This is a genomic window from Shewanella sp. Choline-02u-19 (genome assembly GCF_002836205.1).
GTDB lineage: Bacteria > Pseudomonadota > Gammaproteobacteria > Enterobacterales > Shewanellaceae > Shewanella.
Map to the genome: position 1 here is coordinate 700,380 of NZ_PJBE01000013.1, position 20,508 is coordinate 720,887.

General features: G+C 41.9%; 12 protein-coding genes and 2 pseudogenes. 9 read left to right on the forward strand and 5 right to left on the reverse strand.

From position 1 onward, the window contains the following. The first annotated feature begins 325 nt into the window (after positions 1-325). From CXF83_RS09860 to CXF83_RS09900, 8 genes and pseudogenes are all read left to right on the forward strand, one after another. Entirely contained in the window at positions 326-1,396 is a 1,071-nt protein-coding gene (locus CXF83_RS09860; protein ID WP_101089119.1) for an OmpA family protein, read from the forward strand. Between the two features lie 11 nt (positions 1,397-1,407). Further along, a complete protein-coding gene (locus CXF83_RS09865) occupies positions 1,408-6,399 on the forward strand; it encodes an Ig-like domain-containing protein (RefSeq protein ID WP_232775084.1) in 4,992 nt (1,663 codons plus the stop codon). Between the two features lie 800 nt (positions 6,400-7,199). Next, positions 7,200-8,234 (forward strand): outer membrane beta-barrel protein, encoded by a 1,035-nt coding sequence (locus CXF83_RS09875; RefSeq protein ID WP_101089117.1) that lies wholly within the window; start codon positions 7,200-7,202, stop codon positions 8,232-8,234. A gap of 304 nt (positions 8,235-8,538) precedes the next feature. After that, positions 8,539-9,471 carry a LysR family transcriptional regulator gene (locus CXF83_RS09880; protein WP_101089116.1) on the forward strand — a complete coding sequence of 311 codons (933 nt, stop codon included), beginning with the start codon at positions 8,539-8,541 and terminating at the stop codon, positions 9,469-9,471. Further along, complete coding sequence (locus tag CXF83_RS09885) at positions 9,468-10,406, forward strand: LysR family transcriptional regulator (protein ID WP_101089115.1); 939 nt, start codon at positions 9,468-9,470, stop codon at positions 10,404-10,406. Before CXF83_RS09880 ends, CXF83_RS09885 begins: the two co-directional genes overlap by 4 nt. 85 nt (positions 10,407-10,491) lie before the next feature. Next, positions 10,492-11,156, forward strand: a protein-coding gene (locus CXF83_RS09890) for an IS6 family transposase (RefSeq protein WP_232775085.1) whose coding sequence is annotated in 2 segments (ribosomal slippage) — positions 10,492-10,834 and positions 10,834-11,156 — 666 coding nt in all. Because the reading frame shifts where the segments join, the coding sequence is not laid out codon by codon here. A gap of 255 nt (positions 11,157-11,411) precedes the next feature. Continuing rightward, entirely contained in the window at positions 11,412-11,846 is a 435-nt protein-coding gene (locus CXF83_RS09895) for a hypothetical protein (protein WP_101089114.1), read from the forward strand. An 80-nt stretch (positions 11,847-11,926) separates the two neighbouring features. Beyond that, a pseudogene (locus tag CXF83_RS09900) lies at positions 11,927-12,223 on the forward strand (IS6 family transposase); the annotation flags it as partial. A 65-nt stretch (positions 12,224-12,288) separates the two neighbouring features. Here the strand turns inward: CXF83_RS09900 and CXF83_RS09905 are convergent. The 4 genes and pseudogenes from CXF83_RS09905 to CXF83_RS09925 all read right to left on the reverse strand — a co-directional run. Further along, positions 12,289-12,447: pseudogene (locus tag CXF83_RS09905) on the reverse strand (IS110 family transposase); the annotation flags it as partial. 819 nt (positions 12,448-13,266) lie between these two features. Beyond that, positions 13,267-13,551, reverse strand: a complete 285-nt coding sequence (locus tag CXF83_RS09910; protein WP_101089113.1) for a hypothetical protein — start codon at positions 13,549-13,551, stop codon at positions 13,267-13,269. A 340-nt stretch (positions 13,552-13,891) separates the two neighbouring features. Further along, positions 13,892-14,113 (reverse strand): hypothetical protein, encoded by a 222-nt coding sequence (locus CXF83_RS22830; RefSeq protein ID WP_232775086.1) that lies wholly within the window; start codon positions 14,111-14,113, stop codon positions 13,892-13,894. 659 nt (positions 14,114-14,772) lie between these two features. Beyond that, positions 14,773-15,063: a hypothetical protein gene (locus tag CXF83_RS09925; protein ID WP_101089110.1), complete on the reverse strand. Its 291-nt coding sequence runs from the start codon at positions 15,061-15,063 to the stop codon at positions 14,773-14,775. 814 nt (positions 15,064-15,877) lie between these two features. Here CXF83_RS09925 and CXF83_RS09930 point away from each other — a divergent pair. Further along, complete coding sequence (locus tag CXF83_RS09930; RefSeq protein WP_101089109.1) at positions 15,878-17,962, forward strand: AAA family ATPase; 2,085 nt, start codon at positions 15,878-15,880, stop codon at positions 17,960-17,962. Between the two features lie 212 nt (positions 17,963-18,174). On the opposite strand, the gene ltrA is transcribed toward CXF83_RS09930, so the two are convergent. Then, a complete protein-coding gene (gene ltrA / locus CXF83_RS09935) occupies positions 18,175-19,647 on the reverse strand; it encodes a group II intron reverse transcriptase/maturase (protein ID WP_101089108.1) in 1,473 nt (490 codons plus the stop codon). Positions 19,648-20,508 lie beyond the last annotated feature (861 nt).

Here is a 20,508-nt window from a genome sequence, read left to right on the forward strand (position 1 = left end):
GTATCCACAGCAGCTGGAAGTATCTCGATTAATCTGTGGCCTGCGGCTGTTTTTGGTGGCTTTAAATTACCTTTGCGCGTCAAATTGTACTGATGACAATAGCTAATAGAATTTTCATTATAATTTTCGGTTAGTCAGATTTCGATAATCATAATAACCCAATCTATTGTAAGAGGTAAATTTAGAAAACTAACAGTAATCAAACATAGCTAAATATTCGTTCTTCTTATGATCACTATCATCAGGGTAAATAGTTTTGTTGTACAAAATTTGTTATAATCTAGGTGTTTGGCTTCACTTTAAACGTAAACTTTCAGGGGTTGTTATGCCTAATATCCGCACGTCATCCATTTTGTCTTTGTTGTTAAACCTCTCAATTTCACCTTTCGCCGCCAGTGCTGTTGATTCAAACTCTCTTGATATTCAGGAACCAGAGTTTTCCTCCTTTTTTTATCTTGGCGGCAAGATGGGAACTATGCACTACCAAAACGCTTGCGAAGCCTGGAGCATCAGTTGCGACGGTAATGACCTAGGCTTTGGCGCTTTTGCTGGGTATCAGCTGTGGGAGCATATCGGTTTTGAGGCTGCCTATCTCGATTTAGGTAAGGCGGTAGCGGTATATCCCGAGAGTGGCATTAATCAGACCTACAGCGGCACTATGTCGGGTATCGAATTGTCTTTGTTGGGGCGTCTGCCCGTCAGTGAAAATTTGGACCTTTTTGCCAAGGCAGGTACATTTCGCTGGGAAGGTGAAAACCGCGGACCCTTCAATAATAAAACAGACAGTGATTGGGCACCGATAGCGGGTCTTGGGCTGGAGTATAAACTGTCAGCCTCCTGGGTGGCCAGATTCGAATACCAGTATATCGACAGCCTGGGCAGCGACTATATCGGTGGCAGTAATGGCCACTTAACTACCTTAGGGTTGAGTTATCGATTTGGCCAGAAAAGTAGTCAGCCAGAGCCAACAATTCAGCCTGTTACCTTACCGGTAGATAATACTCAAGAGCCGATTGAACCGGAGGTTATTCCCGTACCTGTGGTACTTGCGGCCATTTTTGTGACTACCCTGTTTGATTTTGACAGCAGCACGATAAACGATCCTCTCCTGTTTCAGGCAGTCATAGAGCGACTCAATAGCGATTCAGATGCCAAGGTGTTGATAACTGGTTACACCGACTCTATGGGCAGCGCTGAATATAACCAAGCCTTGTCTCAAAGAAGGGGACAAAGCATAGCGGAACACTTAATTTCAAATGGTGTTGCGCCAAAGCAGATAGAGGTACGTGCTTTTGGCGAGGAGTCTCCGGTTACGGATAACTCAACAGAGGGTCATAGACATAAGAACCGCCGAGTAATGGTTCATATTCCCTCAATCACAACGGATGCGAAATAGGGCTTATAACGATGACATTTTCTAAAGTGGTTAATACCCATTTTCTGTTGCTGCTGACTTTTCTGCTGATTGCATGTAATGGCGATAACGATGGCTTCCCCTCATCTGAGTGTGGCGGGCCCGATACCCCTTGCCCGGCATTCGCGGTAGCTTTGGATATCACGCCTCAGGTCAATACGCTGGCCGTGGATACTAGTGATGGCTATACCGCCATGGCTACATTCAGTGATGGTGAGAGAAAAGAGGTCACTGAACAAGTCATCTGGTCAAGTAGCGAAGTGGTTATTGCCGATATTGCAGCTTCGGGAGTCGCAAGGGCACTGACGGCGGGTAAAACAGAGATAATCGCGACTCTTGAGCTACAGGCGGGTGGGGAAGTGTTATCTGATTCAGCAGAGCTGATGGTTACCGATGCGGCGGTTATTGCCCTGACGATTGAGCCAGCCGAGGCTGAAGTGCTGGTCGGAATGTCAAAGCGCTATAGAGCCATTGCGCTGTTTGCTGATTCTCATAAGCAAGATGTGACCGATTTTTCTGATTGGAGTGTCGACGATGCGACCATTGGATCTATTGTTAATCAAGGTGAGCGTAAAGGCCTTGCTACCGGTTTAGTACCCGGTGTTACCTCGATTAGTGCTGGCTACCTGACAGTCAGCGCTGAGGCTCAGTTGGCGGTATTAGCTGCTGCAGCTGATAAGTTAGTCATTAATCCTGAAAATATCATCATGCCCCAAGGCACTAGCGTGCAATATCAGGCGTATTTGATTTTAGAAAACGGTGCCAGTATCGATGTTACTGAGCAATCTGTTTGGCAATCAAGTATGAGCATAACGGCTGCTATCGACAATGAAGCGGTATTGACAGCCCAAGAACTTGGCACTACTCAGGTGAGTGCTAGCTTGAAGTTTGCGGATATCTCTCTAAGTGATAGCACGCTCGCCACCGTTGTTGCACCTGAGATCACAGCCCTGACAGTGTCTCCGGCTAAGGTTAAATACCCAGTGGGTACCGAAGGAGACTATGCTGCGATGGCCTATTACTCCGATGGCTCGGTGGTAGATGTAACCCGAGATGCTTTTTGGTCTGTAGAGGATAAACAGGTAGTTAGCCTAGTGGCCGAGGGAGAAAGTGGCGGTCATGCGACAGCATTGGCCCCAGGAGTCACTGAGGTCTATGCAGAGTTTCAACAGGTCACGGCTCATGGTGTTGCCGAAGTCACTTCGGCTGTGATTGAGAGTATCGAGATCTTCCCCATCGATTTCGTGACACCTGTCGGTATCGATGTTGAATATACTGCCAGAGCGCGATTTTCTGACGCCAGTGTGCATGACATCAGCCTACTGGGTTATTGGCAGAGTAAAGAATCAAACGTCGCAACCATAGGCATGAGCGGTGCCAAGGCGGGGAGGGCGAAAGCCTTATCACCGGGTGTTACTGACATATCAATCGACTACATGGGAATGAATACCAGAACATCACTGACCGTAACCGAGGCTGTCGTCTCGGGACTTCAGATAACACCCAGAGATCTGCAGGCGCCTGTCGGGACTCAGGGGCAGTATCAGGCGATAGCTTATTTTACCGATGGTCGCAGCAGTGACGTGACTAAGCAAGCCACTTGGAGTTCAGGTAATACCGGAATCATCAGTGTGATAACTTCGGGAAATAAGGGGGGATATGCAACGGCCTACTCTGTTGGCAAGACTGGAATATCGGCAAGTTATGCAGGGCTTAACGTCAAAACGGCAGATAATTTCAGGGCATTAAACCCGAGTAATCCAGAGGCCTTTGCGTCGGTAACAACTTCGGCAACTGTAACTGATGCCGTGCTTATGTCACTCATTATTTCACCTACAACGGCTAAAATCGCAGCGGGAAATAGTCAACAATACAATTTGACAGGGATCTTCTCCGACGGCAGCAGTAAAGTACTGACAACTGCCGCATCATGGCAAGTTGATAAGACATCTGTTGCGCAGATAGATAGTCACGGATTGAGCTTAGGGTTAATTGCAGGTGATACTAAGATTACTGCTAGCTACTTAGGCATTAAAGCGACGGCTGAACTAACGGTTACCGATGCGTTAATTGCCTCGTTACAGGTTTCGCCAGTTAAATCTAGCTTAGCGCTTGGCTATCACCAGCAGCAGATTGCTACTGCATTTTACTCTGATGGGCACTCGAGTGATGTTACCCGACTTGCCACATGGGCGAGTGACGACTCAGCAGTTGGAGAGGTCGTCTCTTCCGGTATTCAGGCCGGTTATGTCAGTGCTAAGGCTGTAGGAGATACACTGGTTCGGGCAAGTTTTGATGGTATGACGGCGTATGCGGAGCTCATCGTAACTGATGCGATTCTCGAGTCTGTTACCTTGTCGCCAATGATACGGACTATAGCGGCGGGTAATACTCAGCAATATCAGTTTATTGGAATATTTTCTGATGGTTCAAATATCGATCTAACTTACGTCGCGACCTGGCAATCGGGTACGCAAGATGTTGCCACGGTAAATCGAAAAGGATTAGCTCGGAGTTACATAAAGGGAATGAGCCAGATCTCGGCATCCTATAGCGGTTTTTCCTCCGTTGCCGAGCTGAGCGTCACCAATGCCAGTATTACCGGTTTACAGGTGACACCTGCGAACTCCACTGTGCCGAAAGGTACCTCGGGGCAATATAAAGCTGAGGCATTCTATACTGACGGCCATACGAGTGATGTGACTCAGTTGGCAACCTGGAGTGCTCTGGATCCTGGCATCATCAATATCGTTGCCGTTGGAATTTCGGCCGGTTTGGCTGAGGCCACTGCCGTCGGCGGTACTAAGATACAGGCCAATTATGATGGTGCAACGGCCTGGACCGAGATCACTGTTACAGATGTTATTTTAGAAACGCTGGTTGTCAGCCCCGCCAGAACAACAATCGCTGCGGGTTTGACTCAGGTTTTTCAAGCCTCTGGAATATTCTCTGATGGCAGCAGCAAAGATTTGAGTCTCGAGTCTGCTTGGCAGAGTTCAGATATCTCTGTTGCCAGCGTTGAACGTGATGGGGAGGCAAGGGGTTACCGAGCCGGTGAGACAGTTGTTACGGCAAGCTATATCGGATTCAGTGATTCGTCAACACTCACTGTGACCGACGCTGCGCTGAGTTATATTCAAGTGACACCAGTGAAGGTTAAAGTGGCTGCAGGCACCGAAGGGCAATTTGAAGCCAGAGCTTTCTATACCGATGGTCACTCAGAGGATATAACTCTAGTCGCCAGCTGGACAAGCCTAGATCAAGCGATAGTTTATATCGGGACGGGTAGCTTGGATGGTGGTTTTGCTAATGCACTAAACGTCGGTAATACCCAAGTTAAAGCGCAGTACCTAGGCATGAGTTCCACGGCAGTAGTTGAGGTCACAGCCGCTGAACTGCTTGAGTTAACCGTCACACCGCCGGACACTTCCGTATCTGCCGGACTGGATCAGCCTTATCAAGCATTTGCTCGTTTTTCTGACGGAAGCAGTAAAGAGGTAAGCCTCGAATCGAGTTGGCAAAGTAGCAAAACTGATATTGCTACAATCGATACAGCAGGCATAGCCCACACCCTTTACTCTGGTGTAACTGAGATCCAAGCCAGCTATAAAACGTTAATGGCAGCGACTTCACTGTTTGTTAATGAGCCCATCTTGACTGAATTGCAGTTAACGCCAGTGACATCGACGGTGAATATCAATGAAACTCAGCAGTATATTCTAACCGCATTTTTCTCTGATGGATATTCAATCGATGTGAGCACCGCTGCAACATGGTCGATTACCGATGATAGCATTGCACATGTTGTGACATCAGGTTCAAAAGCTGGTCGTGTGACGGGGAATGCCCAAGGTCAAACCGGTATCAATGCGCAGTATTATGGCATGGATGCTCAGGCGGAAGTCATAGTGAGTGACCTAGAATATTTGATGCTGAGTGTTGAACCTGCCGATAGCAAGGTGATTGTGGGCAAAACGACTCAACTTCAAGCCTTTGCTGTTTATCAAAATAGTGCCGGGATGATTACTCAAAAAGATGTCACAGACCAAAGCGATTGGAGGCCAGGAGACAGGAATAAAATTTCCATCGATCCCACTGGGCTTGTGCACGGTATTGAAGCAGGTTTTTCCTATACTTTTGCCATGTTTCAGGGAGTTGAAGGTCAAGGAGCAATGACAGTCTTTGACCGTGAGGTTATAAGTCTTGATGTTACTCCTGAAAACCTTGAAGTACCAGTGGGCACCAAGGGACGATATAAAGCTACGGCAACTATGTTTAATTTGGCAAAAGTCGATGTGACTGATAAAGCCACCTGGTCATCGAGTCAGCCTGATGTGATCCATATGGTGACGACCGGGACCGATGGTGGCACCGGCACAGCCAGGGCCGTAGGTCGTAGTGAAATTACCGCACAATATGAGGGAGCGAGTGATCGGGTGACAACAACGGTTACCGAACCTGCATTTGAGTGGCTCGAAATTACACCTGGAGATGATGTGATCTTTGCCCAGTGGCCGTTTCAATATACTGCTATGGCTCATTTCTCCGATGGCAGCAGTGTTGATGTGACCTTAGATGCAAATTGGAAAAGTGATACCCCAAAAAATATTATTATACAAACAGGAAATTCACAAGCTGGTGAAGCCCTAGGCTCAGATTATAACGTCTCGGCCACCATTAGCGTGACCTATCAAGGCAAGGTTGATTCACGGCTGGTTTCGGTAGAGGAAAATATTGTGAAGAGTGTTGAAGTTAACCCAGCAGATATTTCAATGGCTTTAGGTAGTTCTCATGATGTAGAAGTCTGGGTTATCTATGCTAATGGAGAGGCTGACGATTATACGGCTTATGTTAAGTGGAGTAGTGATAACCCAGCTGTAGCCACGGCACATAAAAATCAAATTTCGGCACATTCAGCAGGTAGTGCCACAGTCACCGCTACATTTGACGGAGTATCCGGCTCGGCAGATGTGACCGTTAAATAAAAGACATTGTTCAAAAACAGCGTACTGTTAGTGAACACTAGGCATCCTGCCAAGAACTACCTTAGAAATCATTAGATTGTTAAACCAGCTTAAGCGGCTAGCGATAGCCGCTTAAAATAAATCTAGCATTATCAACCAATTTAGATGGTATGAGTACCTCAAAACTTCAGCTGACGTTTTACCTTGTATGTCGTCGTACTGGCTTCTGAGAAACACCTGGTGATTCAGTAAAACCGGATGAGATCCAGACTCTTTAAGGTGATCTGCTTGCGAGCATCGAGATTGGGGCGGAGTCTGCTATTAAATTCTCAATCAGCAAGCTGCACCGCGGAGCCTAATCGAGGCTTCGGTTGAGTGTATCGTTCACACGAGAACCGCTAAACTTATAAAGAAGTGAAGGGACACAAAGATGAAAAGGAGTTTCAATGAAACATTTGCAAAATGTTCGATTAAAATTTATCAAATCTGCCCTGCAGCCCTTAACTGGCCTCAAAAAATAAAATCCCTATAGCATAAAGTATACCAATTAATCTGGATGTGGCAGCGGCCAAGTCCAACAAGCTATTTATGCCTTGCAAACTGCGCAACGCGAAAATACTAAGACGTTAAGTATTAGTGTCATTCATCAGCTAATCTACTTATGACAAAACTCATAACAGCCTATTTTAACGACGTTACCAATACTAAGGTATAATTAAATCGAATAATCGTTATTCCGTTCACTCTATTGCCCTAGTGGCACCCTTACAGCAAAATGCCGTCATTGAAATCAATATAAATTTAAACTCAACGGAGATAATATGATGAACAAAACACTTATTGCACTTGCATTATTTGGCACCTGCGGATACGCCAATGCTGCAAATGTTGATAACACTTGGTACGTCGGCGCCGGTGCAGGTCAAAGCAACTACGAGTCAGTAGATGCAACAAGTCATTTAGGTGACGACAGTGATTTAGCCTGGAATGCTCTTGTCGGTTATCAACTAAACAAATACCTTGCCATTGAAGCTGGCTGGCAAGATCTTGGAACTAATGACGATACCCATTTATGGGGTGGATTAGATGGAAGCCAAGAAATAGACGTTGATGGCTTTACGCTTGGGGTTGTCGGTACCCTACCACTGTCAGATAAATGGTTCTTAACTGGAGAAGCAGGCGCATATCAATACCACCTATCACATCAAATGAGTGCCAATCAATATGTCAGCGCGACAGACACCGCACCTTACTTTGGTGCTGGCGTTGGCTACAACATTACAAACTCTTTGGCTATCTCAGCCAAGTACCGTCGCTTTGCGGACATAGATGAAACCGCTTGGAACACCGTAAATATGGATGCACAAACAGTAGGTTTACAGTTAACTTACCGCTTTGGAGTTAAAGCTGCGACAGCCACAGCAGTTGTCTTACCTGCTGTAATCGATAAACAGACTAAACCTATGCCGCGCCCTAAGCCTGAGCCAAAGTATGAAATCCAAACCAATAGAAGCAGTGTTGTCGTGTTGTTTGGTTTTGACTCTACAACGCTGAGTAATGCTTCTAAAACCAAATTAGATCAAGTAATTCATCTTTCTAAGCAACAGGATCAAGATGTAATCTTGTTAAATGGTCAGTCAGATAACCAAGGTGACAGCCAGTACAACCTTAAATTATCAGAAAAACGTGTTCAGCATGTTGAAGCCTATTTAACCTCTCATGGTGTTGAAGTTAATCGTATTGATAAAGATGCGATAGGTGAACAAGATGCACATGCTAATACGGTTAAAGATCGTGCACTAGAACGTCGCGTAATTGTCACGCTAACAAGCCAACAAAAAGTATTAGCATCTTAAAACGTATATATTGGATAAGTATCATTAATAAGGATCCGTCTCTGCTAGAACTGCGGCGCAATACATTAGGAATCCCATAAGCTTATCAGTTAATGAACGTAAGGGTCGCCTAAATTAGGACCGTTAAGGTGCATTTTTACCAAAGACAGATAGGAGCAGGTACGCTTTTCAAAGCGCTAATGACAAGGATTGACATGAGCCAAGGATGGCTTTATTTACGCGATACAAATTCGTATAAACATAACCTATTCAAGCTGTAACTTATCGTTTATAGTCAAAATATCAATAAGGAATAGGTAACATAATGCTAACTCAGCTCAATCTTGAACGTCTGAAAAAGTGCGATCTAAACTTATTGCTTGCCCTTGCAGTCTTACTCAAAGAGGCTCACGTTTCTAATGCCGCCAAACAACTCGGTATATCTCAATCGGCAATGAGTCAAATGCTCAAACGTATACGAGTAATGTTTGCCGACCCTTTACTGCTTAAAAGTAATAACGGTATGACATTAACCAATAAAGCCCAGGCCATTGCAGTTGAGTTAACCCCGCTGCTGGACAAAACCGCGCGTATATTGGAAGCTGAGCATTTTAGTCCAAAGACTGCGCAAGGCCGTATTCGCTTTATTATGAATGACGTAACAGCCCAGTTACTGATCGGCCCTTTGATTAAACATATCTCACTACTTGCCCCCGGTATAGAGCTTGAATATATCTCGCAAAGCTCCAATGGTTTCCAGCTACTTAGACGTGAAAAAGTTGATCTTGTTATTGGCTTCTATGACAATATACCCAGCCCTATCATTAGTGAAACAATAGGCTATGCACCTTGGCAAATGGTGACTCATAAAACAACTAATAAAAAAAATCTGCATGCCGATAAAAACGCAATAAAGTTATTACGCTACCAATTTCAAGAGCATAACCAACTGTATTCAATTGAAGCGCTGGAACACTTAGACGCAACGGATGCGGCATATGTGTTAACAACCAACTCGTTAAGTGCATTAGTGTACGCATTGCAAACCAATAACACCGTCACTTTACTCCCTCATTTTGCCATGGATATTTTGCCTGAGAATGAGACCAAGAATTTTGATTGGTTAGGCTCGCCAATTAAGCTTGAATTAAAAATATGTTGGGATCGCCACCATAGAGCACCCGAGCTACTAGGATGGTTCAGACGACAAATCATTACACTCATCCACCAACATTTTCCTTTAGAGCCTAAATTATGAATCTAACAGACTTAAAAATTATTCAGCAAGCGGATCTTAACTTATTGCTTAGTTTAGCTATTCTAATTGAAGAGCAAAGTGTTTCTAAAAGTGCCGAAAGGCTTGATATTTCTCAGCCAGCTATGAGCCAAAATTTGAAAAAATTGCGCAGTGTCTTTAACGACCCATTGTTTGTTAAGCAAGGACAGGGAATTAAAGCTACAAGCAAAGCACTACGGCTATATAGCTCGTTGACTGAATGGTTACAGATGAGTGATCGATTGATTTCACAGACCGCTTTTGATCCAATGGAAAGCCACGGGGTGATCAGAGTTGCCTTCATAGACAACCTGACTCAATCTATGATCCCTATTATGCTTGATAAAATCCTTACATCTGCTCCCAATGTCGAGCTGGAGTTTGTTCATAAGCCTAGGGATGTATTTCCTCTTTTAGAATCTGGCGAGATAGATATTGCTGCTGCAGGCACTAATACCCCACCCGCCAATATTCATGGCCGTCACATAAGTACTGACATATATTGCGCAGCCTATAGTTTCAACCACCCATTAGCAAAAATAAAACAACCGACTTTGGCACAGATTTTTGCCCATAACACTGCAGAATACTCTGCCTCTAACCTAGTTGAAACTGAGATCAATCTGATGGTTCTACAAAACCAACTACAACGTAGCATTACCTTTACCACTGGCTCTTTTTTAGTGTTGTTACAGGGCTTGTTAGCCGGTAAACATGTAGGTTTTTTGCCACAAAGAATACTCATGTCAGAAAAATGGAGATCCCAGCTTAAAGGTGTTGTACTAGATGAATTACCTCAGATAAACAGCACCCTCTACTGGCATGCTAGAGTTCATAAAGACCCGTTAATCCAGTGGTTTAAAGACGAGTGCCTAGATATAGCCAACACGCTAAACCAGCAGAGTTATATTTTCTAGGCCAGCAACATAGACTCACTCTGATTCTGTCGCAAACTGATGAGAAGGTTTATTATGGGCGATGCTCTTTTAACCAACTTAATCAATGTCACTTAACTTTTCGGGACGCCATTTACCAACAGATATCATCATGCAAGCCCTTCGATATTATCTGGCTTACAAACTCAGTTATCGTGAAATAGAGGAAATATTTTCCAAACGAAATATCCATTTTGACCACTCAACGCTAAACCGTTGGGTTATCAAATATGCACCGCAACTCGAAACGGTATTCAGGAAGAAAAAACGTCCGGTATCCGGCTCTTGGCGAATGGATGAAACCTACATAAAAGTTAAAGGTCGCTGGGTTTACTATTATCGATCCGTGGATAAATACGGGGCTATTATTGATTTTTATTTGAGCGAAACCCGTGATGAACTTGCTGCTCAGGCATTTTTAACAAAGCCATCAACCAACACGGTTTACCTGAAAAGGTTGTCATTGATAAAAGTGGTGCGAATGCAGCGGCATTAGATCCCCTCAATATTAGACTTTGGTTGTCTGGTTACATGCTGTTTATGATTGAGGTTCTTGCCGTAAAATATTTGAATAACATTGTTGAGCAAAACCACCGAAAAGTGAAAGGTAAAATGCATCAATGTTTGGGGGGGAAGTCATGGGAAGGTGCCGGTTCGACACTCGCTGGCGTTGAGCTTTGGTCCATGATTAAGCAAGGGCAAATGAACACTTCTGAAAATATGACGCCATGAGAACAATTTTATTCTTTAGCGGCATAATTGTATCTGAGGGATCCTGCAACCTCAAACCATAGCAGCTAAATATCAGTTTGCGACAGAACCGGAATTAGTTCAACCTCTCTTTAACGCCTCAAGAATAGGTGGATATTTTGCCGCTTCCGTCGCATAGCTCATAAGCCGTTGTAGCGCGATTCCCTTTAAGGCTTCGTTTACTCAGCGTCTCTGTTTTAAAAATCAAACAAGTGCAAATATTAAAGGCGATAAACTATGTTAAGAACAATATTATCGATAGTCGCATTAACACTTTTCTGTTCATTTAACACGGTCGCTAGCGAATGGACGAAAATAGCGACAAAAACAGTGAATTACAAAAGCGAGTTCGATAAGGTAGAGCCTATATTATTCATTAAAAGCCAAAATTTTAGTCATATAAAGCTCAAATGTATAAAAGGAATTGTCAATATTGAAAATTTAACTATCACAATGTCCGATGGTTCCACAAAAAAACTAGAAACCTTAGGGGTTTTAATGAAAGGAATATCAACTCGTCCTTTTTTATTACCTGATGATGAGAATGTTAAATTTAAAAGCCTGGAAATGAATTACAAGAGTATTGGTAGTGTAAAAACTAATTTGTTGGGAATAAGTAAGAAAGGTAAAATTGAAGTTTGGGCAAAAAAGCGAACGATGAAAGAAGACTAACGTATTATTAATGGTTCTGTCGCAAAGTGTGACGACACAAGCTAAGAAGTTGATGATAGTCAAACATTAACTTTGCGACATTATCTAAAAGTGGTGCGAATGCAGCGGCATTAAATACCATCAATATTAGACTTTGGTTGTCTGGTTACATGCTGTTTATGATTGAGGTTCTTGCCGTAAAATATTTGAATAATATTGTTGAGCAAAACCACCGAAAAGTGAAAGGTAAAATGCATCAATATTTGGGGTGGAAGTCATGGGAAGGTGCCGGTTTGACACTCGCTGGCGTTGAGCTTTGATCCATTATTAAGCAAGGGCAAATGAACACTTCTGAAAATATGACCGCATGGGAACAATTTTATTTTTTAGCGGCATAATTGTATCTGAGGGATCCTGCAACCTCAAACCATAGCAGCTAAATATCAGTTTTCGCCAGAACCTTAGACATTCCACAAGCTTCGAATACGATGGCTGAGTTGGCCAGCCAATCGATAAATTCATTCGGTGTCATTTCAGTATTTGAGTGCACCTTGTTATTTGTGAAAACACAAACTTGAATCACATTTTTAGCCAGGTCAACGCCAATAATAGTACCTTTTATTTTTGACTCCAAAATCTTGTGAAAATTGAGATATAACGTAACTGATTAGAGAGTGGGGAGTCCTATTATCTAACCTGACATTGCGTGACATAAGGAACACGGTAAGCCTGTATCTCTCCCATTGGGAAAGGTGTCTGCGAGGGTAGCCGATAGTGGTGCAGGTAAAGGAGGCTGGAGAAAGCCAAAGCTGAGTGCAATGATGCAGATACAGACTTATGTCTGGCGCGAAAGTGAACCCACTTCTAGCTGGTCTCCCGTTGCAAGAAAGTTTGGAGAACTTTCTTAATGGAGAAACGCAAATGATGACTTTAACTGAAGTTAGTGCCTCTCCTTAGATTTGCTCAATGACAATCCAAAGATTGGAAAGTCATAGAGCAGAAAGTATCAAAGCTTCAAGTTAGTATTGTAAAGGTCCCCTTTGCGGTTACCGGGTAGCATTGTACGCCTTTGTGGAGGCTTGAGTCGTATGCAGTGAAAATTGCACGTACGGTTCTTAGGAGAGCGGCACTTGGCAACAGGTGTCACTTATCCGACAGAAACAAGCTAGATAGGCACTAACATCGTGGTCAGTTTTTTCTTGGATGCTACATTTAAATATTATTAGCTTCGTTATTCAGAGATAGTGAGGATTCATGAAAAGGAGTCTCAGAGTCTCAAAAATCTGATTAATTTGTCTCTTGAGTGGGGTTTTTAGTTCTCATTGATTTTAAATAGATGACTAGGGCTTATCAGAGGGGAAAATACGAATCCTTATGATTCGCTAGAATGGTATTTTGATACCCTTTCGTTTTATAGGTGGATTGAAATCCGCCTTTGCCTTTAAATACCAGCTAAATTAGCATTGCCAGATATGACCTTGTTGTGATTAATGTTCATACTCAAAAAATTATCAATAAAGGTAATTGTTAGTTCGCTCTCCGTTTGAGAACAAGCCCCTTTATTTAAGCTAATTTTTATGGAATGAAGTAAGAAATACAGCTCTACCTCGTCCTTATACACCGTTGCATTTGTATGTGATAAGTCCTTTCTGAATGCGCTACTTAGGTTATCTAGTGTTGTGATTAAACTCATAATCCCCTGATTTAGTGATTGTCCCGTATCCATAGTTACTCCTTATTTCTAAATGTAGGTATTGGAAGTAAATATGGCAAAGGGTGGGCGAATTTAGACTTTAGGAAAATTATTTTTTACTCAGTTGCTAATAATCTAGTCTAAGGGATCTGAACATTTCTATTGTGGATAATAGAACTGACAGTTTAGGTGAAATAACCTAGCTAAATAGGCAATTTAATTTGAGGTTAACCTCAACTACCTTCTTAGTATTTCCAAATTTAGCCATAGTTAACTTAATGTTAACGACAACCATCATGGTGTTGGCGTAACTTTTTCTATTCAACTGTGTTTACAGAGTGAAAAAGCGGGCCTTATGGCCCGCTAGTAGTCTCTATAAACTTTCCTCTAGTTTTTGTGCCCAATGTTGCTCTGCGATATCGAAGTAAACTTCTGGTGGTAATCCAAAGATGCTTTCAAACTCATCATCAAATAAGCCACAGAAACTTTGTACCTCGTCTTTGAGTAGCAACAGCACCATGTACATATCTAAATCCTCAAGATATTGATTATCAAGCTCTGGATGTTCCTCTTGTATTGATTTACTTATACTCATCCCCAAAATCCTTCCTGCTGAATCTCTGTGTTGATAAATATACCGAGCAAAGGTCAACTTGATATCGTTTCCTTCTGATAGTTGGTGGTCTGCTAGCAACAAAATCGTGCAGTGGTCATTCCAGGGAGACTTAGATTGCCTTTGATACTCTCTGATGAATTGTGACTTTTTATCGCTCATAGTGGTTCCTAATTAATTAGTGAGTTGTCCTCCTTTGTAGTTAGGTTTGCCACTTGCGGATTTTTGACATGTTGTTTTAAAAACTCCACTGCTCGTTCTTGTTCTATTGGTGGTACTTCCTTTCTGGTTAGGTGATTCCTTAGTGAAAACTCCAAGAAAGTAACTTCTGTTTCATGTGCATACTGTTTTCTATCTGTAAACCGTTGCTCTTCTATTACGCAATTAGATATTTCATTGAGTAATCTGGTGAGGGAATTTAGTTGAGTTAAAAAATTAGATTTCATTGGCTACCTCATATTGTTTTGTCGAACTACAGGTAGATAGGAAATTTGGGAGATGAATCTGAGGGTTCTATAAATAAAAAGTAAACAGCAACTCATAGATACAAGAGTAACTATTTACTACCTTATAAAAGGTTAAAAAATATATGAAGGATAATTCAGTATGGCTTTACTTTGTTCACCATACCTCAACAATACTTACATATGCCCTATATAGGTGTGTACAAACTTCATGAGAATGTGCATCTCTAAAGGGTCCTCTAATTCATCTAGAAGACATTTATGCACGCGAAAGTAAAACTGCTCACACTCGTCGTCATAGTATGAATCTTCAGAATTGATATTAGATTGCTCATGTTGAGTGATGCTTAGTAGGATTTCGAGTGCATGCTGTAGCTTCTTTCTCTTCACCGACATAAGTAAAGAAAAATCGTCATTATCAAAATTTACTGCTAAAGCCTCATCAATGGTGCTTGGGATTCTATCCATTTTGTTCTCCATATTATTAAGTAAAAAGGTGAGTTATTTGGCTCTTTATTACGTAGTATCATGGAGGGGGAACTATGTGCAGTTGGTTCTAATTCCCCAAGGATTCTCCAACACAATTTTTAATCGTCTGAATTTACTCGTCTTTATTTTGGCGTTTCTTGGTCTATTTTTTGTACAGAGATATGGGTTAGGATATTGATATAAAACAAATTCCATCAGTTTTGTTCGTATGTATGGGTAGCAGCTATACGTTACGGTGTAACGACAGTAGCGTTAATCAAAATAAAGTAGCATGAAGTGACTAATTAAGAAGTTCGATTACCTAACTCTTTAACTAGGTCTGGCTCATTTGAGCAAATTTAGCATTTCTGGGCTGAAGCTAAATTGTTTTTGCCCCAAAATCATTTAGAGTAATCACTCACTCGTATCTTGTTAATGCAGTTTAGCCCTACTAGAAGTTATCCGTAATTCGATTATCAGATAAATATAAATGGTGAAGTTGCGGCGCATTAACTGTAGATCACCGGACGCATACTACAGTTTTGCCAAAAATTTCCTTTTTGGAAGCTTGCGGCCACATATAAACATGCATTCTTCGATTTGAGCTTTATCACTAGTGTTTTGTAACCCTAAATAAGGGCATAACAGGTGGCTTCACCTTATTAACAGTGCCTATTATATAGCTGTCTAGACTCTGGGGTTACATTGTCAAACTCTTACTTTTTCCTAGCTTGAGTTTGTATTGCAAAAGTTATATCTTATTGATTAGTAATGGATGAGTGGTTTTTATCAGTGTGAATTATCGGAGGGTTAAATGAATATAACAATTGAGAACTGTAATAATTTAGACAAAGCAAATTTAGAAATCGTTGATAAAAAACTCAATATCAAATTTGCTCCTAATGGTACGGGAAAGAGCACAATAGCTAAAGCAATTACTTTACACGCCGAAGGTAAGGATCTTGTGGATTTAATGCCGTTCAAGCTGAGGAAAGATAACCCAGAGTCTAAAGCCCCTTCAATCACGATAGCTCAAGATATTGGTAAAGTAATGTGCTTTAACGAAGATTATGTACGCCAGTTTACATTTCAATCTGATGAGTTGGTAAGTAACAGTTTTAATATTTTTATTCGTACTGATAGCTATATTGCTGTTGGACTCGAAATACAAGCTATTGTCAAAGACATCAATAATCTTTTTGAAGGTAATGAAGAGTTAGAAACTTTTACTGCCAACTTAAATGAGCTGAGTTCTGCATTCAAATTAACCAAGACTGGACTGTCACAATCATCTTTGGGAATGAAGGGATTATCTCAAGGTAATAAATTGAAGCACATACCTGAAGGTTTGGAAGCATATGAGCCGTTTATTAACAGCTCTGATAGCGTGAACTGGATTGATTGGCAAACAAAAGGCTCGGATCAGTTTTCAGCGATCTCAGCGTGCTGTCCATTTTGCTCCGCAGATACAGTAGAGAAAAAAGAGCAAATTGAAAAAGTTGGCCAAGAGTATGACAAAAATGTGATTAAAAACTTGCTAAAAATAATCGAAGTGTTCGACAAGTTGGAGGACTATTTCACCGTAGAAGCAAAGGAAAAATTGAATACGATTACTTCACTAGCTGATGGTTTAGAAGCAGAGCACGTAGCATATCTAAAAACAGTCAAAACGCAGATTGATCTCTTGGTAGGCCGTTTAGAACAATTGAAAGCATTAAAAGGCTTCGATTTTAAAGATGACGAGCAAGTTAAAGATAAGCTTGAGAATTATAAAATTGATCTAGCTTTTTTATCTGAGCTTAATTCTGAAACAACTAACTTTGAAGTGGAATCCATTAACGCTTCAATTGATGAAGTTGTTGCTAAGGAAAGGTTTCTGCAAGGAAAGATAAAACAACAACGTTCAGGTATGCAGAACATTATTGAAAAGCACCAATCAGATATTAATAACTTCTTGTCTTATGCAGGCTATAAGTATGAAGTCAAAATCACTGGTGAAGATGATAACTCTCAATTGAAACTACGACATGTAGATCATGATGAGTTTGTAGTAGGTGGAGGCCAACACCTTAGTTTTGGTGAGCGTAATGCTTTTGCCATTGTTTTATTTATGTATGAATGTTTGGCTAAAAAGCCAGACTTGATTGTACTTGACGACCCAATATCTTCTTTTGATAAGAACAAGAAATATGCAATTTTAGAGATGCTTTTTAGAAGGAAACCAATGAATTGTCTAAAGAGTAAAACTGTCCTAATGCTTACGCATGATGTAGAACCTATTATTGATACCGTCAAAGCTGTAGCTAAACAGTTTGATAATCAGGTTTCTGCATCCTACTTGCGCTTTAGTAACGGTGAGATCGAAGAGCAAAACATCAGAAAAGATGATATTAAGACTTTCTCGCAAATTTGTGGAGATTTTTTAACTACAGGAGCTGATTCAGTTCTTAAGTTAATTTACTTAAGAAGGCTTTACGAGATCATTGATGACAGAGGTGATGCGTATCAAATGCTCTCTAACTTACTTCATTTGAGAGAACAAGTTGATGCAATTGACACTAGGGAGGATGGCTCTCCAATTATGGACTCTGGAAAACTTGACAAGGGGATTTCTGAAATAGCAGGTAAAATCCCTGAGCTTAACTACGATGAAATACTAGCACGTTTAAAAGATACTTCGGCGTTGAAAGAGCTTTATTATTCCTGCTCGAATGGTTATGAAAAGTTGCAAGTTTTTAGGCTTTTTGAGATTAAGATTGATAACTCAGTTCTTCAGAAGTTTATTAATGAGACATATCACATCGAGAATGAGTATATATGTCAGCTTGATCCAAGTCAGTTCGATCTAATACCTGAATATGTAACATTAGCTTGTGATAAGTGTTTGGAAGCTGCTTGATTTTAGATTAATAACTTTCTAATCTTTTTAATATTTATCGTAATTTAGATAAGGGAGTCGATTCCATCAACGTGTCAGCTAATCCAGACTGACACGTTTGTGTCGGGTGGACGACACTTGTTACCAAGTGCCGTCTCCCTTAGAACCCAGCGTGCAACTTTCACTGCACTAGGCTCAAGCCTCCACAAAGGTATCGTTAGATACCCAGCAACCTAGAAAGCAGTGAGAGCAGGTTCATTCCAAGAGTTACGAGCTTGCCTTTTCGATTTTCTCCTAGCCAAATATTCTTGGTATTGAGGATCGAATGGTATAGCCGAACTTCGGATTTTCACGTGTCTCTCAATAGGCACTTTGGCTATTTGGAATAGATTGAATTGGCAATCCATATCCTTGACCTTCTGCCAACCGTGAAATTGCCATTGGCCTTTGCGGTTGATGAAGTATTTAAGGGCTACCCAAGTCTTAGACTTTGTTGGATGGCGCCTTACTGCCCAGTGCCACAACGCGTAGAATAGTTTGTGCCCAACATATCCGAATACTTGTTTAGCAACGCAATGTCGATAATAGTTCGACCAGCCCCTTAGTTTCGGATTTATCAGTTTGATAAGATCGTTAACAGGGATGGTTGCGTGCTTTTTGATGAGTTCGCGCAGGTTACTCAAGAACAACAAGGTATTGGACTTGCTCGGTTTAATGAGCAATTTTCCTTTGTACTTCCTATGATTGAATCCTAAGAAGTCAAAACCATTATTGATGTGGGTAATGTGCGTTTTCTCTTCGGAGAGTGTTAAGCCTCTTTCCGCTAAGAAATCTGCGATCAACGGTTTGATATCGTTCTCGAGCACTTCCTTTGAAGCGCAGGTGACGACGAAATCGTCGGCGTATCCAATAAAGTTGGCTCTAGCACCCTTTTTGAGTGCTGTAGACTTTATGCGCTGTTCGAGTCCTGCAAGAGTCATTAGCATCAAGGTTGGGGATATAACCCCTCCTTGTGGTGTGCCCTCATCAGTACGATAAAACAGCCCTTTATCCATAAAACCAGACTTTAACCATTGTTCCAACATTCGTTTATCTATGGCGATGTTATCAACAAGCCATTGATGCCCGATTTTGTCGAAGCAGGATTTGATATCTCCCTCAAGAACCCATTGCGCTGATTTCTTTAGAGCCAAGCATTTGAAGCACTGATCGACTGCGTCGGCAGTGCTACGATTTGGTCTAAATCCATAGCTGTTTGGGTCAGCAAGGGTCTCCGATATAGGCTCTAATGCCAGAAGGTGGAGCGCTTGTTGTGCTCTGTCTATCATGCATGGGATACCAAGAGGTCTAAGTTTGCCATTCTTTTTGGGGATATAGATACGCTTAAGTGGTTTGGCTTGATATGCCTTCCTACTCAATTGATTTACTGCTTTCATGCGGCGTGTATCCGTGTTCCAGATAACACCATCTATTCCAGGCGTTCTACTGCCTTTGCTTTTTGATACTCGTTTAACAGCAAGAAGTTTTGCTGAATGCGAGTGAGTCAGTATCCATTGCAACGCTTTCGCCTTACCGTGTTTACCTTCTCGTGTTGCCTTTACAATACGCATTTGAAGCTTTAATACATGCGTTTCAACGGATTTCCAGTCTATTGACTGCCATTGTTCGCCGTCAGGAGAGGCACTAATTTCTGTTGAAATCATCATTTGCGTTTCTCCTTGAATAAAGTTCTTCAAATTATCTTGCAACGGGAGACCAGTCGGAAGTGGGCTCACTTTCGTGACCAGACACAAGTCTGTATCTGCATCGTTACAATGCAGCTTTAGCTTTTTCCAACCTCCTATACCTACATCGCTGTCGGCCATAAAAGCTTTCCCAGTGGGAGCGATATAGGCTTACCGTGTTCCGTATGTCGCGCAATGTCAGGGTAGATGCCCGCTATAGTGCGAAGAGTTATATTGACCACGAAAGAGCATGGGGCAATCTCTTTCCAACTCTCATTGCCTTTTGGCCACAGCGTAAAAACCACTTCCGCTGTTTCTCACGTGACGCACCTTACGCGGATTCACTTATGTTCATCATACTGACTACCTAGCACTCACCCGATTTGTGGTTATCAGGAGGATCGTTCTCTCACGATTTACATCCCGATTGGTCTATAACCAATCTTCGTTACATTGTCAGGCTCGCTACTTTATTCAGAGCCCTAGGTTCATCTGGTGATACAGATGGTTCACTCAAAGCGGTGAACAGCGCTTCATACGACCTCACGTCGCACGCCCCATTGTGAGCTACAGGCGATAGGCAGTACAGAGCTGTAGCAAGCTAGTTGGCCTACTTTTACTAATCGATAAGTGACAGTTACTGATGACGTTCTATAAGACATCAATATCAATGCTCTATTTTCAGTTTTTCATGCTCGTTTATTCAGTAACACTCTGATAGAGTGCCTATAAATCAATAGCTTCACTTTAGCGAAGCTTAAATAATAGGTTTCTTAAATGTGCATGCGCGTTTTGCCACATAAACGCGCAAGGCGTGTATACAAATGTTAGTTTTAAGGAGGC

Bases quoted from the DNA above. Each gene is read 5' to 3' on its own strand.
- CXF83_RS09880 (WP_101089116.1), top strand. From the start codon at position 8,539: ATGCTAACTCAGCTCAATCTTGAACGTCTGAAAAAGTGCGATCTAAAC.
- CXF83_RS09925 (WP_101089110.1), bottom strand. From the start codon at position 15,063: ATGGATAGAATCCCAAGCACCATTGATGAGGCTTTAGCAGTAAATTTT.
- CXF83_RS09910 (WP_101089113.1), bottom strand. From the start codon at position 13,551: ATGGATACGGGACAATCACTAAATCAGGGGATTATGAGTTTAATCACA.
- CXF83_RS22830 (WP_232775086.1), bottom strand. From the start codon at position 14,113: ATGAGTATAAGTAAATCAATACAAGAGGAACATCCAGAGCTTGATAAT.
- CXF83_RS09860 (WP_101089119.1), top strand. From the start codon at position 326: ATGCCTAATATCCGCACGTCATCCATTTTGTCTTTGTTGTTAAACCTC.
- CXF83_RS09885 (WP_101089115.1), top strand. From the start codon at position 9,468: ATGAATCTAACAGACTTAAAAATTATTCAGCAAGCGGATCTTAACTTA.
- CXF83_RS09930 (WP_101089109.1), top strand. From the start codon at position 15,878: ATGAATATAACAATTGAGAACTGTAATAATTTAGACAAAGCAAATTTA.
- CXF83_RS09875 (WP_101089117.1), top strand. From the start codon at position 7,200: ATGATGAACAAAACACTTATTGCACTTGCATTATTTGGCACCTGCGGA.
- CXF83_RS09895 (WP_101089114.1), top strand. From the start codon at position 11,412: ATGTTAAGAACAATATTATCGATAGTCGCATTAACACTTTTCTGTTCA.
- CXF83_RS09865 (WP_232775084.1), top strand. From the start codon at position 1,408: ATGACATTTTCTAAAGTGGTTAATACCCATTTTCTGTTGCTGCTGACT.
- ltrA (WP_101089108.1), bottom strand. From the start codon at position 19,647: ATGATGATTTCAACAGAAATTAGTGCCTCTCCTGACGGCGAACAATGG.